15 protein-coding genes and 1 tRNA gene are annotated in these 15,668 nt (G+C 67.3%); 8 read left to right on the forward strand and 8 right to left on the reverse strand.

Annotation, left to right across the window (positions count from 1 at the left end; translation table 11 throughout):
• Positions 1-5 precede the first annotated feature (5 nt).
• A complete protein-coding gene (gene xylA / locus ACZ9J7_RS18825; RefSeq protein ID WP_476211521.1) occupies positions 6-1,193 on the forward strand; it encodes a xylose isomerase in 1,188 nt (395 codons plus the stop codon).
• A gap of 3 nt (positions 1,194-1,196) precedes the next feature.
• Positions 1,197-2,615 (forward strand): xylulokinase, encoded by a 1,419-nt coding sequence (gene xylB, locus ACZ9J7_RS18830; protein WP_476211522.1) that lies wholly within the window; start codon positions 1,197-1,199, stop codon positions 2,613-2,615.
• A gap of 102 nt (positions 2,616-2,717) precedes the next feature.
• Here the strand turns inward: xylB and ACZ9J7_RS18835 are convergent, their stop codons facing one another.
• From ACZ9J7_RS18835 to ACZ9J7_RS18845, 3 genes are read right to left on the reverse strand one after another with little or no spacing between them, the layout of a single operon-like run.
• The gene (locus ACZ9J7_RS18835) at positions 2,718-3,557 is read right to left on the reverse strand and encodes a sugar phosphate isomerase/epimerase family protein (protein WP_476211523.1); all 840 of its coding nucleotides are present in this window, start codon (positions 3,555-3,557) and stop codon (positions 2,718-2,720) included.
• The gene (locus ACZ9J7_RS18840) at positions 3,554-4,768 is read right to left on the reverse strand and encodes a dihydrodipicolinate synthase family protein (protein WP_476211524.1); all 1,215 of its coding nucleotides are present in this window, start codon (positions 4,766-4,768) and stop codon (positions 3,554-3,556) included. The genes ACZ9J7_RS18835 and ACZ9J7_RS18840 overlap by 4 nt, the downstream gene beginning before the upstream one ends.
• On the reverse strand, positions 4,768-5,937 hold the full coding sequence (locus tag ACZ9J7_RS18845; protein ID WP_476211525.1) for a Gfo/Idh/MocA family protein: 1,170 nt from the start codon (positions 5,935-5,937) through the stop codon (positions 4,768-4,770). The genes ACZ9J7_RS18840 and ACZ9J7_RS18845 overlap by 1 nt, the downstream gene beginning before the upstream one ends.
• 167 nt (positions 5,938-6,104) lie before the next feature.
• On the opposite strand from ACZ9J7_RS18845, the gene ACZ9J7_RS18850 reads away from it, so the two are divergent.
• Positions 6,105-7,187, forward strand: coding sequence for a LacI family DNA-binding transcriptional regulator (locus ACZ9J7_RS18850; protein ID WP_476211526.1), 1,083 nt, complete (start codon positions 6,105-6,107; stop codon positions 7,185-7,187).
• Positions 7,187-7,954 (forward strand): alpha/beta hydrolase, encoded by a 768-nt coding sequence (locus ACZ9J7_RS18855; protein WP_476211527.1) that lies wholly within the window; start codon positions 7,187-7,189, stop codon positions 7,952-7,954. The genes ACZ9J7_RS18850 and ACZ9J7_RS18855 overlap by 1 nt, the downstream gene beginning before the upstream one ends.
• Here the strand turns inward: ACZ9J7_RS18855 and ACZ9J7_RS18860 are convergent.
• Positions 7,951-8,853: an aldose 1-epimerase family protein gene (locus ACZ9J7_RS18860; RefSeq protein WP_476211528.1), complete on the reverse strand. Its 903-nt coding sequence runs from the start codon at positions 8,851-8,853 to the stop codon at positions 7,951-7,953. The genes ACZ9J7_RS18855 and ACZ9J7_RS18860 overlap by 4 nt on opposite strands.
• A 79-nt stretch (positions 8,854-8,932) precedes the next feature.
• On the opposite strand from ACZ9J7_RS18860, the gene ACZ9J7_RS18865 reads away from it, so the two are divergent.
• Positions 8,933-9,640, forward strand: a complete 708-nt coding sequence (locus tag ACZ9J7_RS18865) for a DNA alkylation repair protein (protein WP_476211529.1) — start codon at positions 8,933-8,935, stop codon at positions 9,638-9,640.
• Between the two features lie 6 nt (positions 9,641-9,646).
• Here ACZ9J7_RS18865 and mptB read toward each other — a convergent pair whose 3' ends face one another.
• On the reverse strand, positions 9,647-11,203 hold the full coding sequence (mptB, locus tag ACZ9J7_RS18870) for a polyprenol phosphomannose-dependent alpha 1,6 mannosyltransferase MptB (RefSeq protein ID WP_476211530.1): 1,557 nt from the start codon (positions 11,201-11,203) through the stop codon (positions 9,647-9,649).
• Between the two features lie 154 nt (positions 11,204-11,357).
• Here mptB and orn point away from each other — a divergent pair, with 154 nt between their 5' ends.
• The 3 genes from orn (at position 11,358) to def (ending at position 12,892) form a co-directional block, all read left to right on the forward strand.
• Positions 11,358-11,987: an oligoribonuclease gene (gene orn / locus ACZ9J7_RS18875; protein WP_476211531.1), complete on the forward strand. Its 630-nt coding sequence runs from the start codon at positions 11,358-11,360 to the stop codon at positions 11,985-11,987.
• Between the two features lie 129 nt (positions 11,988-12,116).
• Positions 12,117-12,189, forward strand: a tRNA-His gene (locus tag ACZ9J7_RS18880).
• A 130-nt stretch (positions 12,190-12,319) separates the two neighbouring features.
• Positions 12,320-12,892, forward strand: a complete 573-nt coding sequence (gene def, locus ACZ9J7_RS18885) for a peptide deformylase (protein ID WP_476211532.1) — start codon at positions 12,320-12,322, stop codon at positions 12,890-12,892.
• Positions 12,893-12,913: 21 nt separating this feature from the next.
• On the opposite strand, the gene ACZ9J7_RS18890 is transcribed toward def, so the two are convergent.
• The 3 genes from ACZ9J7_RS18890 to ACZ9J7_RS18900 all read right to left on the reverse strand — a co-directional run bounded on the left by ACZ9J7_RS18890 (position 12,914) and on the right by ACZ9J7_RS18900 (position 15,589).
• Positions 12,914-13,711 carry an HNH endonuclease family protein gene (locus tag ACZ9J7_RS18890; RefSeq protein WP_476211533.1) on the reverse strand — a complete coding sequence of 266 codons (798 nt, stop codon included), beginning with the start codon at positions 13,709-13,711 and terminating at the stop codon, positions 12,914-12,916.
• A gap of 124 nt (positions 13,712-13,835) precedes the next feature.
• Positions 13,836-14,045 (reverse strand): hypothetical protein, encoded by a 210-nt coding sequence (locus tag ACZ9J7_RS18895; protein WP_476211534.1) that lies wholly within the window; start codon positions 14,043-14,045, stop codon positions 13,836-13,838.
• 65 nt (positions 14,046-14,110) lie between these two features.
• Positions 14,111-15,589, reverse strand: a complete 1,479-nt coding sequence (locus ACZ9J7_RS18900; protein WP_476211535.1) for a glyceraldehyde-3-phosphate dehydrogenase — start codon at positions 15,587-15,589, stop codon at positions 14,111-14,113.
• Positions 15,590-15,668 lie beyond the last annotated feature (79 nt).

Raw genomic sequence — 15,668 nt, forward strand, 5'->3', positions numbered from 1 at the left:
GCATCATGACGCTTACCCCCACCCCCGCAGACAAGTTCACCTTCGGTCTCTGGACCGTCGGCTGGACCGGCGCCGACCCGTTCGGCGTGGCCACCCGGTCCGCCCTGGATCCGGTGGAGGCCGTACACCGCCTGGCCGAACTGGGCGCCTATGGCCTTACGTTCCACGACAACGACCTGGTCCCGTTCGATGCCTCCGCTTCGGAGCGGGAGCTGATCCTGAAGAACTTCCGGGCGGCCCTGGCAGAGACCGGGCTGAAGGTCCCGATGGTGACCACCAACCTGTTCAGCCACCCGGTCTTCAAGGACGGCGGCTTCACCTCCAACGACCGTTCCATCCGCCGCTTTGCCCTCTCCAAGGTCCTGCGCAACATCGACCTCGCCGCAGAGCTCGGCGCCGAAACGTTCGTCATGTGGGGTGGCCGGGAAGGCAGCGAGTACGACGGCTCCAAGGACCTGGCAGCCGCCCTGGACCGCATGAAGGAAGGCGTTGACACGGCTGCCGGCTACATCAAGGAGAAGGGCTACAACCTGCGGATCGCCCTCGAGCCCAAGCCGAACGAGCCGCGCGGCGACATCTTCCTGCCCACGGTCGGCCATGGCCTGGCCTTCATTGCCCAGCTGGAACACGGCGACATTGTTGGGCTGAACCCCGAGACCGGGCACGAGCAGATGGCTGGGCTGAACTTCACCCACGGCATTGCGCAGGCCCTCTGGGCAGGCAAGCTCTTCCACATCGACCTGAACGGCCAGCGCGGTATCAAGTACGACCAGGACCTCGTCTTCGGCCACGGCGACCTCACGAGTGCCTTCTTCACGGTCGACCTGCTGGAGAACGGCTTCCCGGGCGGCGGCCCGAAGTACGACGGCCCGCGCCACTTCGACTACAAGCCCTCCCGCACCGACGGCTACGACGGCGTGTGGGAGTCCGCGAAGGCGAACATGGCCATGTACCTGCTGCTGAAGGAACGGGCACTGGCGTTCCGCGCTGACCCGCAGGTCCAGGAAGCACTCAAGACCTCCGGCGTCTTCGAACTCGGCGAGCCCACCCTCAGTGCCGGCGAAACGACCGCCGACCTGCTGGCAGACGCCGCAGCCTTCGAGGACTTCGACGCCGACAAGGCCGCCGAGCGCTCCTTCGCCTTCGTCCGCCTCAACCAGCTCGCCATCGAACACCTCCTGGGCGCCCGCTAGGCCATGGTGCTTGTCGCAGGCATCGACAGCTCCACCCAGTCATGCAAGGTGGTCATCCGCGATGCGGATACCGGGGCATTGGTCCGCGAGGGCCGTGCCCCGCACCCGGAGGGCACCGAGGTCCACCCCGACCACTGGTGGACAGCGCTGCTCAAGGCCGCCGCGGATGCCGGTGGCCTGAATGACGTGGCCGCCATCTCCGTCGGCGGCCAGCAGCACGGGATGGTCTGCCTGGACGCGGACGGGACGGTGGTCCGGCCCGCACTGCTGTGGAACGATACCCGCAGCGCCGGCGCAGCCACGGAACTCATCGCAGATGCCGGCGGCGGGGACCCTGCCGCCGGCGCCGCGTATTGGGCCCGCGCGACGGGGACCGTTCCCGTCGCGTCCCTGACGGTGACCAAGCTGCGCTGGCTCGCGGAGAACGAGCCGGAGAATGCCGCCAAGGTGGCTGCAGTGTGCCTGCCGCATGACTGGCTCACCTGGCGGCTCGCGGGCCACGGGCCGGGCAGTGGCAGGGAAGGACTGGCGGCACTGGCCACCGACCGTTCGGACGCGTCCGGCACCGGGTATTACTCGACGGCGGAGGACCGCTACCTTCCCGATGTCCTTTCCGCCGCACTGGGCCACGTCCCGGTCCTTCCGCGGGTCCTGGGCCCACTGGAGGCGGCCGGAAAAACGCCGGCAGGTGCCCTGCTGTCCGCAGGCGCCGGGGACAATGCGGCAGCCGCCCTGGGAGCAGGTGCCCGCCTGGGCGACGTTGTGATGTCGCTGGGCACGTCCGGAACCGTGTTTGCGGTTTCCGATTCGCCGGCGGCAGATGACTCGGGGCTGGTGGCCGGGTTCGCCGACGCCGCCGGGCATTACCTGCCGCTGGTGTGCACCTTGAACGCCACCCGCATCTTCGATGCCACCGCCGCCCTGCTGGACGTGGACCTGGCGGAGTTCAACCGGCTGGCGCTGTCCGCCGCGCCCGGTGCCGGCGGCCTTACCCTGGTCCCCTACTTCGATGGGGAAAGGACCCCCAACCTGCCGGACGCCACCGGCTCCCTGCACGGCATCACCCGGGCGAACTACACCGCCGCCAACCTGGCGCGCGCCGCCGTCGAGGGTGTTGTCTGTTCACTGGCGGACGGCCTGGCGGCCCTGCAGGAGCAGGGGGTGTCCGCCGGACGGATCCTCCTGGTGGGCGGGGGCGCCCAGTCAGCAGCCGTGCAGGAAGTGGCTGCCAGCCTGCTGGGAGCGGGCGTCGCGGTGCCGCGGCCGGGCGAGTACGTGGCCGACGGCGCCGCCCGCCAGGCTGCGGCGGCACTCACCGGATGCTTCCCCGAGTGGGCGGCAGACGCCGTCGACCTTCCTGTGGGAAAGGACGACGACGGCGTACTGGCGAGGTACCGCCGGTTCGCCTCGCTTTACGCCTGAGGCAGCAATACGCAGAAGACCCGGACCGCCGGTCCGGGTCTTCTGCGCGTGGGGCGCAGGCTCCTGCCGTGACGCAGCAGGAGCCCGCGGTCTTGGATCAGGTCAGGCGTACGGCAGGACAAGCTCCGCGTACCGCTCCTTGACCGTGGCCAGGACGGCGGTGCCGTCCGTGTCCCAGATCTCCTGATTGAAAATTTCCACCTCGATGTCGCCGGTGTATCCGGCGTCCCGCACCCAGGTGCCGATCGTGGCGAAGTCCACGACGCCGTCGCCCATGTACCCGCGGGAGAGCAGCGGATCGGCAGCGATGGGCATGTTGAAATCACACACCTGGTAGGAGGCAATGCGGTTTTCCCGGCCGGCGCGATCGATCTGCGCCTTCAGTTCCGGGTCCCACCAGACGTGGAAGGTGTCAACGGCGACGCCAACTGCTGATGCGTCGAAGGGCGCGGCGAGGTCCAGGGCCTGCCCCAGGGTGGAGATGAGTGCGCGGTCCGCGGCGTACATCGGGTGCAGCGGTTCCAGCACCAGGCGGACGCCGTTCTCCCGCGCAAACGGGACCAGGTCCGCGAGCCGGTCAGCCACGCGCTGCCGGGCGCCCACGATGTCCTTCTCCCCCGGTGCCAGGCCGCCCACCACCAGGAACAGCTCCCTGGTGTCCAGGGCCACGGCTTCGAGGATGGCGGCACGGTTGTCGGCGAGCGCGGCGGCCTGGCCCCCGGCGTCGGCGGCTGTCAGGAATCCGCCGCGGCACAGGGAGGACACGCGCAGTCCCGCATCCTTGACCAGGCGGGCCGCCTTGTCCAGGCCGGCTTCCTCGACGCGGTCGCGCCAGGGGCCGATGGCGGGGATGCCTGCATTGACGCAGCCTTCGACCACCTGGGCAAGTGTCCACTTCTTGGTGGTGGCGCTGTTGATGGAGAGCCGGGAGAAGTCGCTCATACTCCCACCCCGTTGATCCGCAGGTAGTCTGACATCCGGAAGGCAGCCAGCGCCGGATCCTTCAGCAGGCCGGCCCGGTCCGCCAGCTCGAAGGTCCTGGACAGGTGGCATACGGAGCGGCCCGAGTGCAGGCCGCCCACCATCTGGAAGCCCGGCTGCTTGCCGTTGAGCCAGGACAGGAACGCGATTCCTGTCTTGTAGTAGAACGTGGGGGCGCTGAAGATGTGCTTGCCCAGTTCGCGCGTGGAGTCCAGAATTTCCCGGGCCTTGGCATTGTTGCCGGCCTCGTAGTTCTGCAGAGCCACCGAGGCGGCGGGGTAGATGGCAGCGAAGATCCCCAGCAGGGCGTCGGAGTGGTGGCCGCCGTCGCCGTCAATGAGTTCCGGGTAGTTGAAGTCGTCCCCGGTATAGAGCCGCACGCCATCGGGCAGGGCGGCACGGAGGGCCACCTCATGGGATGCGTCCAGCAGCGAGACCTTGACGCCGTCCACCTTGTCCGCGTTGTCCCTGATCAGGCCCAGGAAGGTTTCGGTGGCGGCGGGCACATCGTCCGAACCCCAGTAGCCGGCGAGGGCGGGATCGAACATGGTGCCCAACCAGTGCAGGATGACGGGCTGATCCACCTCCTGCAGCAGGGTGGAGTAAACCTGCAGATAATCCTCCGGTCCGCGTGCCACCTTGGCCAGCGCCCGGGAGGCCATGATGATCACCTTGGGTCCGGCCTCACTGACGACGGCGATTTGCTCGCGGTAGGCCTCAAGGACGGCCCGGACCCCCGCCTCCCCCGTGGGAAGCGAGTCAGTGTCCAGCTGGTCCGTGCCGGCACCGCAGGACACCAGGTCACGGACGGACTTGCCGGCAGTGGCCGGATTGTTTGCGGCGACCACCGAGGCTGCTTCGACGCCGGTGCGCTTGATGAGCTGCTGGGTGGCGGCCCAGTCAAGGCCCATCCCCCGCTGGGCCGTGTCCATGGCATCGGCCACGCCGAGGCCATAGGACCAGAGCTCGTGGCGGTAACCCAGGGTGGCGTCCCAGTCGAGGCGGGCAGGGGCCCCGGGGGTATTGTCGGCCAGGACTTCGGGAATGACGTGGGCCGCGGCGTAAGCCCGCCGAGCTGTCAGTGGTGCGCTGGGGCGGGCCCAGGTGGCACCGCCCTGCAGGCGGTACTCCCTGGTGCCGCCGTCGGAGGAGGGAAGGATGAGGGAAGTCATTAGACGGTGATCTCCGGGATGTCGATGGTGCGGCGTTCGTCGTTGGACTGCAGGCCCAGCTCGGCGAGCTGCACGCCGCGGGCGGCGGAGAGCAGGCCGAAGCGGTGTTCGCGGCCGGCCACGACGTCGCGGAGGAACTCCTCCCACTGCAGCTTGAAGCCGTTGTCCAGCTCGGCATTGGCCGGAACCTCCTGCCACTGGTCGCGGAAGGATTCGGTGACGGGCAGGTCCGGGTTCCACACGGGCTTGGGCGTGTGCGCCCGCTGCTGGGCGACGCACTTGTTCAGGCCGGCCACAGCGGAACCGTGGGTTCCGTCCACCTGGAATTCCACCAGTTCGTCGCGGTAGACGCGCACCGCCCAGGAGGAGTTGATCTGGCCGACGACTTCGTCGCCGCCCGGCGTCTCAAGTTCGAAGATGCCGTAGGACGCGTCATCGGCGGTGGCCTTGTATTCCTTGCCCGCCTCGTCCCACCGCGCGGGGATGTGGGTGGCGGTTTTGGCATTGACGCTCTTGACCTTGCCGATGATTCCCTCCAGGACGTAGTTCCAGTGGCAGAACATGTCAGTGGTCATCCCGCCGCCGTCTTCCTTGCGGTAGTTCCAGGACGGGCGCTGGGCGGCCTGGATATCGCCCTCGAAGACCCAATAGCCGAACTCACCGCGGATGGAAAGGATGCGGCCGAAGAAGCCCTCGTCCACCAGGCGCCGCAGCTTGACCAGGCCGGGCAGGTAGAGCTTGTCGTGGACAACACCGGCCGTCACCCCTGCCTGCTTGCCGATGCGGGCAAGCTCGATGGCCTCTTCAAGGGTTTCGGCCGTGGGCTTCTCGGTGAAGATGTCCTTGCCGGCCAGCATGGCCTTCTTGAGGGTGGCGGCGCGGAGGCTGGTCATGGAGGCATCGAAGACAACGTCCACTGTGGGGTCGTTGATCACCGCGTCCAGGTCGGTGGTCCACTCGGACACCTTGTGCTTCTCTGCCAACTCGCGGATTTTCGCCTCATTGCGCCCCACGAGGATCGGTTCAACCTGGACGCGGGTGCCGTCCTCGAGGGTGAATCCGCCGGCGTCGCGGATGGGCAGGATGGAACGCAGCAGGTGCTGGCGGTAACCCATCCGGCCGGTGATGCCGTTCATGGCGATGCGGATCGTCTTTGTTTCGAAGCCCATGTGTCCTCCACGGTGAGTGAGCAATGTACTCAAGCCAACTGGGAAAGCGCATTCCCACTGCTTCCATGATGCACCGCGCCTTTTCTGTTGGCAAGCGCTTTCCGGAAGTAGTTTGAACTGCCATAATGTGCTTAGCCTTCGAGCCCGTACCTAGACCAGGAGATGCTGTGGCTGCAAGTACCCTTACCGAGGTGGCCCGCCTTGCCGGCGTTTCCCCCGCCACGGCCTCCCGCGTGCTTAACGGTTCCGCCCGGAAGCCGGGCCAGGACATCGCCGAACGGGTCAGGCAGGCGGCGGAGTCGCTGGGTTACGTCCCCAACGCCCAGGCCCAGGGCCTGGCGAAGTCCAGCTCCGGCCTCATCGGCCTGATTGTCCACGACATCGCCGACCCCTACTTCGCGGCCGTGGCCCGGGGCGTGCAGGCAGCCGCGCGGGAGCAGCACCGGATGGTGCTGCTGGCCACCACCGGCGCCGGGCCCGCGGAAGAAAGGGAAGCAGTGGCAGCCTTCGCTGCCCGCCGGGCGGACTCGATTGTGATCGCAGGTTCCCGCTCGTGCCGGGACGAGGACAAGGACGGCAACGCCGAGCTGGCGGCCGAACTCGACCGGTACTGCCGCAACGGCGGCCAGGTGGCGGTGGTGGGCCACCCCGTGGTGGGCGCAACGGCTCCGGAGGGGTACCACGTGGTGAAAGTCCCCAACCGGGAGCTCGCCGGCCGGCTCGCCGCCGAGCTTGCGGGCAGCTGGGACGGGGACTTCGTCATCGTCGGCGGCCCGGAGGGCCTCCTGACCTCCGATGACCGCGTCCGTGGTTTCCAGGAGGGACTGGACCAGGCCGGACGCCGTCCGGCAGAAGTGCTCCGCAGCGCGTTCAACCGGTCCGGAGGATATGACGCGGGCCTTGAACTTGCGGCGCGGATCAAGGCAGCCGGGTCCGGGGACGGGCACACAGCCGCAAAACTCTGTATTTTCGCCGTCAACGATGTCATGGCCATCGGCGCGGCAGCGGCCCTGCGGTCTGAAGGGCTCCGCATCCCCCGTGACGCAGCCATCGCCGGTTTCGACGACATTGAAACCCTCCGCGACTTCCGGCCCGCCCTGTCCACGGTCCGCCTGCCGCTGGAGGACATCGGCCGGCTTGCCACCCTGGCCACCGGACCGAGGTCCGCCGGCGACGCCGGGGAAGACGCCTCACCCGGTGACATCACGGGCGAGGTCACGCTGCGGCGCAGCACCGAAGCTGCCGCCTGATGGAGGTGCGGGGGCTGACCGCAGTTCCGGCCCGTCCGGAGGGTGCCGGCTCCCGCCCCGCCATCCTGGTCCTGCCCGGAGGAGGTTATGCCCGGCAGGCCGACCACGAAGCGGAGCCCGTGGCGGGATGGCTGGCATCGCTGGGCATCCACGCGTTCGTGCTCCGCTACAGGGTTGCCCCTGACCGGCACCCGGCACCCTTGGAAGACGCAAAGGAAGCCATGCTCCACATCAGGAATGGACAGCATGGGCTGGCTGTCGACCCGGAGCGCATCGGCGTCCTGGGTTTCTCAGCCGGCGGCCACCTGGCAGCCACCCTGAGCACGGCAGCTGCCACTGGAAACCCGGAACTGGACGTGCGCGCAGCCGTCCCCGACCTTTCGGTGCTTTGCTACCCCGTTGCTTCACTGACCCACGAAGCCCACCAGGGATCGGTGGCGAACCTCCTTGGCGACGCGCCGCCGTCGGACCTTCTCAGGGCACTCTCGCCGGAGCTGAACGTCACGCCCCTGGCACCGCCGGCATTCCTCTGGCATACGGCCGACGACAATGCCGTCCCGGTGAGCAACAGCCTGAACTACGCCCGGGCGCTCCTTGCCGCCGGCGTCCCGGCGGAGCTGCATGTCTTCCCGGAGGGACGGCACGGGCTGGGGCTTGCCGCAGACCAGCCAGGCCCCGGTCAGTGGACCGGGCTGTGCGCGGCCTGGCTGCAGCGTGCCGGGTGGACGGACTCCCCCGCCGCAGCCGCCGCGCCCCGCCAAAGCTAGTCCACTGCCCGAATGGTCCAGCTTGCCGAATGGGCCTGGCCCGGCTGCAGATGCACCAGGTCCGTCCCTGAACGCAGGGCATCCGGCGGGCAGGTCATGGGTTCAACGGCCAGGCCCAGCCGGTCCGGCCCGACGGGCTTGTCGCCGGTGTGCACCTGGACCCAGGGCCATTCGGTGCCCCACTCCAGTTCCACGCCTGTCCCTGACGGGTCCAGTACCCGCACCCGGGCGAGGCCCCTTGCGTCCCGCGCGATGTCCGTGAACGCATGGTCGATCTTCACCGGTCCCAGCCGCCGCGATGACCGGAAGTCAAAGGCGTCCCCGGCCACCTGCCGCATGCCCACAGGCAGCAACCGGTCAGGGGTCACCTCCAGGTAGGCGCCGGCCGGAAGTTCCAGCGACCAGTCATCCAGCGGGGACGGGCCAGCCACCAGGTAGGGATGGGGGCATGCCCCGTAAGGCGCGGCCACGGTGCCGGCGTTGACCGCCCGCACCTCGCCGCGGAGTCCGTCCTCGGACAGGGAGTAGGTGACTGCCAGTTCCAGGTCCGCGGGGTAATCGGGGCCGGCCGGAATGCGGCACCCCAGGACCGCCCGGTCCGCGGCCGTTTCCAACACTTCCCAGGGCCTGTGGATGGCCAGGCCGTGCAGGGCAGCGCCGCGTTCCGGTTCGTTAACGGCAGCGGCATAGGACTTGCCTGCATAGGAGTAGGTGCCGTCCGCCAGGCGGTTGGGCCAGGGCGCGCAGATGACGCCGCGGTAGTCGGGTACGGGTCCGTCGGGGCCAAAGCCCACCACCAAGCCCCTGTCCCCGTGGCGCAGTTCCCGAAGCGCCCCGCCGCGCAGGGTGACGACGGCGGAGTAGCGTCCGTGGGCGAGGTGGACTTCAGTTCCGGGCATGGTTCCCTCTGCGTCGTAGTATGTTAGCGCTCACGAGCCTACCGCACCGAGGTGCCTGCACACTGGCTAAAGTTGCCCCATGGATACGGCCGCCGACCAGGACCTCATCGACTCCGTCAGGGACGCGCTCCGGGCAATGGCCGATCCCGTACGGGCCGCGGGAGCCCAGGCGTACATGAAGTCTCGGCTCCCTTCACTCGGAGTCCGGGTTCCCGAGGTGCGGCGGATCACCGCGGACGCCGCGCGGACGCATCCCCCTGCCTCCGCGGCGCAGCTCCGCGCCACGGTGCTGGACCTGTGGCGGACCGCGACGTTCCGCGAGGAAAAGTACGCGGCCATCGACCTGACAGCACACCGGCTGCTGACCGCCGACCTGGACATGCTTCCTGTGTATGAGGAGATGATCCGGACGGGTGCGTGGTGGGATTTTGCCGATGGCGTGTCCGGCCGGATCTGCGCCCTGCTGCAGGCGCACCCTGAAGAAATGGCCACCCTCCTTCGGCAGTGGAGCCGGGACCCGGACCTCTGGATCCGGAGGGCTGCCATCACGTCGCAGCTTCGCGCGGGAACAGCCACGGACACCCAGCTGCTCGCCGCCGTCATTGAGCCGAACCTTGCGGATCCGGAGTTTTTTATCCGGAAAGCCATCGGCTGGGCACTCCGGGAGTACGCCAAGAGGGCGCCGGCCTGGGTTGAGGCGTTTGCCGCCAGGCACCGGGATGCCATGAGTCCGCTGTCACGCCGGGAGGCCCTGCGCAGGATCAGTTCCGCGGCCCCGAAGCGGTAGCGGCCGCTAGATCACAGGACGTTCGACGACGGGCTCGTGCGACTTGCGGAACAGCCTGCGGGTGCCAGGGTCCCAGAAGATCAGGTACAGGGCAAAGAGCAGGGCGGTCAGCGCCGCGGCAACGCGGGCCAGGGCGAGGGCGAAGCCGAGGTCCTGGGTCTGGAGGTACGGGAAAACGTCCAACTGGTCCGAAATGGCGTAGATCATGAAGAAGGACACCACGAAGTACAGGGCCTTGACCTGCCAGTCGTTCCTGATACCGGTAACAGCGAAGAGCGGGATGAGCCAGACGACGTACCAGGCCTGGATGATGGGGGCCAGCAGGACCACGGCGGCCAGGGCAAGGGTGAGCCGGCGCATGAGGCGGTCGTAGTCGCCCCGGAAGATCTGCCAGGCGGCGATGCCCACGGCGAGCAGCTTCCCGGCGTCGAACACCCAGCCTGCGGGAACGGATCCATCAAAACCGAAGGCGCCGGCCAGCGACCCGACCACCATGCCGATCAGGCCCACCGGAGCATACCAGATGGAGATGCTGCCGGGCGCGGAAAGCCCGTTGATCCAGCCGAAGCCGAACCCGTTGACCATGCTCATTGCCGTCAGCAGGGCCAGGCTCAGGCCCGCTGTCGCCGCCCAAAACGCCACTTTCCGCAGCCAGCCCGCATTCCGTCCTGCCCAGAGGAGTCCAATGAACGGCAGGAAGACAATCGTGATGGGCTTCACCGCGATGGACAGGGTCACCAGGACGATGCCGCGGACCTGGCGCCGGGTCGCGGAGTAGTACAGGCCCGCCAGCGCCAGTCCGATCATCAGGGAGTCGTTGTGGACACTGGCGATGAAGTTTGTCAGGAAAAGCGGGTTGGCCGCCGTGAGCCAGAGGGCCCGGTGCGGGTTCACGCCGTGCAGTTCGGCGAGCCGGGGCACATAGATGACGCAGAGCAGCACGCCCGCCAATGCCACCAGCCGGAAAAGCATGACGCAGGCCTCCGGCTGGACGTTGGTAACCCACACCACGAACTGCTCGATCCACAGGAACAGCTGGCCGTAGGGAACCGGGGCCTCGGTCCACATCTTGTCCGCGCCCAGCTGGAAGTAGTTGGACAGGGCGGAGATGCCGTTTTCGTACGGGTTGAAGCCCTCCACCATCAGCCGCCCCTGGCCAATGTAGGCATACACGTCACGGCTGAACAGCGGCACGCTGAACATCATGGGAAGTCCCCACGCCACCACCGCGGCCAGGGTTGCCCGCCGGGCCTGTTCGCCCCACACGCGGACTTTCTGTCCCAGCCGCAGCCAGGCCCGCACCAGGAGCATGCCGCCCACGGCCACCAGGACAATGGACAGCGCTACTCCAGGGGCTTCGGTCCGCATCCAGATGAACACAGGCATGCGGCGCAGCTCCGAGACAGGAGCCAGCCAGCCCACGCCAATCGAGCCGATCATCATGGACAGGGAGCCCAGGAAACCGGCAAGCAGGGGTGAGCGTGGATTGTCCACCTCGGCACTGCCCGCTCCGGCAATGCCGTCCGCCGCCATCTCCCCCGCTGCGGGCACAGGCGCCGTCATCTCAGGATCGTCCAATCTTCATGCGTTTTCCGCGGTTCACCCGGCGGCCGCGCAGGCCAGCCGGAACAGGATTCAGGGCGGAAGGGCGACCCGCCGCGTACCCGAAATCCTAGCATCGGCAGGGTGCCCGGAAGTGTAACGGTAGGCTGGTCCGGTGCCTATATCTAACGAACGAATCGTCTGGATCGACTGCGAAATGACCGGCCTGGACATCAAGAACGACGCCCTGATCGAGGTGGCAGCACTGGTCACAGACTCGGAGCTCAACATCCTTGGCGACGGCGTTGACGTCGTCATCAAACCCGACGATGCCGCCGTGGCCCAGATGTCCGACTTCGTCCGGGACATGCACACCAGGTCCGGGCTGCTGGCGGAACTGCCGCACGGCAAGACGATGGCGGAAGCAGAGGCCGCGGTCATGGAGTACATTTCCGCCTGGGTACCGGACCCGCGCAAAGCACCCCTGGGCGGGAACTCGGTAGGAACCGACCGCGTGTTCCTGTCCCGCGACATGCCCGCCGTGGTGGAGCACCTCCACTACCGGGTCATCGACGTCAGCACCATCAAAGAACTTTCGCGCCGCTGGTACGCCCGGGCCTACTTCCAGTCCCCGGCGAAAAAGGGCGGCCACCGCGCACTGGGAGACATCAAGGATTCCATCGATGAGCTCCGGTACTACCGTGAAGCCGTGTTCGTCCCCACCCCCGGGCCCGACAGCGCCACCGCCCAGAAGATCGCCAGGGGAATCGCCAACGCCGACGCCGGAAGCGGCTCCGGAGAGTAATCTGCGCCACGTTTCGTGAAATTTTGCCCCAAAACGCAGAAAGTGGACAAAGCACCCCTTCCGAGCAGGTAAGCTATTTGAGTTGCGTTTCCAGGGAGCCGCTCCGGTGGATTTCCCTTGAGGCACATGGTGGGCGTAGCTCAGTTGGCAGAGCGCCTGGTTGTGGTCCAGGAGGTCGCGGGTTCAACCCCCGTCGCTCACCCTCACGGGGCGGCACATGCAGCCGTCGACAGAGGAGGCCGCACCGGATATCCGGTGCGGCCTCCTTTTTCGTGCCCCACCGGGTACATGCATTGCAGCCGGGGACACCGCGAAGCCGAAGGACTACTGATATGACTGTTCTGCCAATCACCATCTGGGGCGAGCCTGTGCTGCACCGCCGCGCCGCCGAGGTGGAGGTTTTCGACGACGAACTGCGCACCCTGATTGCCGACATGTTCGAAACCAACGACGCCGCCAACGGAGTGGGCCTCGCCGCCCCGCAGATCGGCGTCGGCAAGCGGATCTTCGTCTACAAGTATGCGAACGACGACGACGCTCCCCCGACCGGCGTCCTGGTGAATCCCGTCCTGACACTGTCCAAGGTCTCCGGTGCTGCTCCCGACCCCGACGAGGAGGAAGAGGGCTGCCTTTCCTTCCCGGGTGAACAGTATCCGCTCAAACGGGCAGAATGGGCCCGCGTGGAAGGCTTCGACGGGTTCGGTGAACCTGTTCGCTTCGAGGCCACGGGCTGGTTCGCCAGGGTCATCCAGCATGAATACGACCACCTCGACGGCAAGCTGTATGTCAACCGGCTGATGGACCGGTATTCACGCAAAGCCATGAAGCAGGCAAAGAAGAACGGCTGGGGCGTGCCGGGGCTGACCTGGATGCCCGGGGTGGACCCTGACCCCTTTGGCCACTGACCCTGTCCGGGCGGCGTCCGCTCAGGGTGCGGTAATGGTCTGCTGCTGGGGGCAGGAGGCAAGGACGCGCCGCATGGCGTCTTTCTCTGCCGCCGTCACCCACAGCCCGTAGGCGGCCTTGACGGAGATCTGCCGGGCAACGTAATGGCAGCGGATTGCCGTGTTCTTCGGCAGCCAGGTAGCGGCGTCACCCGCGCTTTTTTGCTGGTTGGCGGCGCCGTCCGCTGCGACGAGGTTCAGCGGATCATTGGCCAGGCTCTGGCGGTCCTTGGCCGTGAGGCGCTGGGCTCCCTTTTGCCAGGCGTCGCCCAGGGCCACCACATGGTCGATCTGGACGGCGCGGCTGCTCTCGGATCCGCGCTGGAAGTCCACGTCCTGGCCCGTGTAGGGTTCCCGGAAATGCCCGGCCGTGACTTTGCAGGCGGACCCCTCGGAGAACACAACGCCGGCCAGGTCCCTGCGAAGGATGTCGTTGCGGGTGTCGCAGCCGTTCCGGTCGACATCAAGCCAAGCCTGGCCGAAGGCCTCGCGGCTGTAGCCGGTGTTGGGCGCCCTGCCTTTCACGGCCAGGCCATCAAGGGCTGCGACGGCGCTGCCCGGGGGCACCGGGTTGGGCTCCTGGACCGGTTTCATCCAGGCGGCGTCGAAGACCGGCGCCTCAGTGGGCCCCTCTGCCGCGGGTCCGGCTGCCGCGAACTGGCCGGTGGTGAAGAACCAGGCCAGGGCCACGAGAATTGCTGCGGCGGCGGTGGCGAGAAGCGCCCAGGCCTGCCGGGAACGGCGGCGTGCGCGGCGGTAGGCAGACCAGCTGATGGTCACGGGGCTGACGCCGGGAAGGGAAAGTCGGGCACCCCAAGAGCCTAGGACAAAGGGCGCGCCCGGCCGCTGATATCCACACTGTTGAGGAGGAGTGATGGGTCACAGCGCCGGGGACTCCCCCGGGTTACTGTTCCCTGGTGACGCGTCGAAGGTCTTCTTCCGCCACGGCCAGCAGGCTCTCGAGCTGGCGCACCCGGTCATCGGTGACGTCACCGGTTTTGTGGGCCTCCCTGGCCCGTTCCAGCAGGCGCACGGCTTCCTTATGGTTGGCCTTGGCCACGTCCAGTGCGTGCTCGAGGGTGGTTTCGTGCTGAAGTGTCGATTCGTTGTCCATGCCACCAGTGTGGTCCGCTTTCCCGGCTGATTCCAGTGAACCAGCCGGGAAAGACCTGACCGTTACTAGACTGCGATGGCTGCCAGGGCGGCAGCGCTTTCCTTGGCGGGGAAGGACGGCGGGTTCACGCCTGCCATCTCTTCCATGACGCGGACCACCTGGCAGCTGTAGCCGAACTCGTTGTCGTACCAGACGTAGAGGACCAGGTTCTTGTCCGTGGACACCGTGGCCAGGCCGTCCACGATGCCGGCGCGGCGCGAGCCCACGAAGTCGGTGGAGACAACCTCGGGCGAATCGATGTAGTCGATCTGCTTGCGCAGGTCCGAGTGCAGCGACATTTCGCGCAGGTAGTTGTTGACCTCGTCCTTGGTGGTGCCGTTTTCGAGGGTGAGGTTCAGGATGGCCAGCGAAACGTCCGGGGTGGGGACGCGGATGGAGCTGCCGGTGAGCTTGCCCAGGAGTTCGGGCAGGGCCTTGGCCACGGCCTTGGCGGCACCGGTTTCGGTGATCACCATATTCAGCGCTGCCGAACGGCCGCGGCGGTCGCCCTTGTGGAAGTTGTCGATCAGGTTCTGGTCGTTGGTGAAGGAGTGGACGGTTTCCACGTGGCCGTGGACCACGCCGAACTTGTCGTTGATGGCCTTCAGGACCGGGGTGATGGCATTGGTGGTGCAGGATGCCGCGGACACGATCTTGTCGGAGTCCGTGATGTCGCGGTGGTTGATGCCGTGGACGATGTTCTTCAGCTCGCCCTTGCCCGGTGCGGTCAGCAGGACGCGGGCCACGCCCTTGCTCTGCAGGTGCTGGGACAGGCCTTCGGCGTCGCGCCAGCGGCCGGTGTTGTCCACTACCAGGGCGTTGCTGATCCCGTAGGCGGTGTAGTCGATCGTAGCGGGGTCGTTCGAGTAGATGACCTGGATCTGGACGCCGTTGGCCGTGATGGTGTTGGCGGCCTCATCCACGCGGATGGTGCCCTCGAAGGAGCCGTGGACGGAGTCGCGGCGCAGCAGGCTGGCACGCTTGGAGAGGTCATTGTCCGAACCGCGGCGCACCACGATGGCGCGCAGGCGCAGGCCGTGGCCACCGCCGGCCTTTTCGATGAGGAGGCGTGCCAGGAGGCGCCCGATCCGGCCAAAGCCGTAGAGTACGACGTCGGTGCTGGTGCGGTCATCGCCGCCCCGCTTGCCCACGATCTCGGCGAGTTCTGCACGGAGGAACTCCTCAAGGGTGGCGCCGTTGCCCTCTTCCTTGAATTTTTGGTTCAGCCGGGCGATGTCGATCGCAGCGGCGCCGAGTTCGAGTCCGGCCAGCGTGTTCAGCAGGGGGGCCGTGTCCTCCAGGAGCAGTTCGTCCTTGCTCATCCGGCGCGCAAAACGGTGCGCCTTGAGGATGTTCATGGTGGACTTGTTGATCAGGCTCCGGCCGTGGATGCTGGTCACCACGTTGTTTTCGCGGTACAGCCTGCCGATGACCGGGATCATGGCCTCGGCGAGGGCCTCCCGGCCCATCCACGTATCAAGACAAGAATCAGACGTCTGGCTCACAGAAATACCTTCCTCGGTTCAGCCGTGTACGTCTTCGTACACGGATGTAGGCCACCTGATGATGTCCAGGGGCACCGGC

Source organism: Pseudarthrobacter sp. TE9888, from assembly GCF_056279345.1.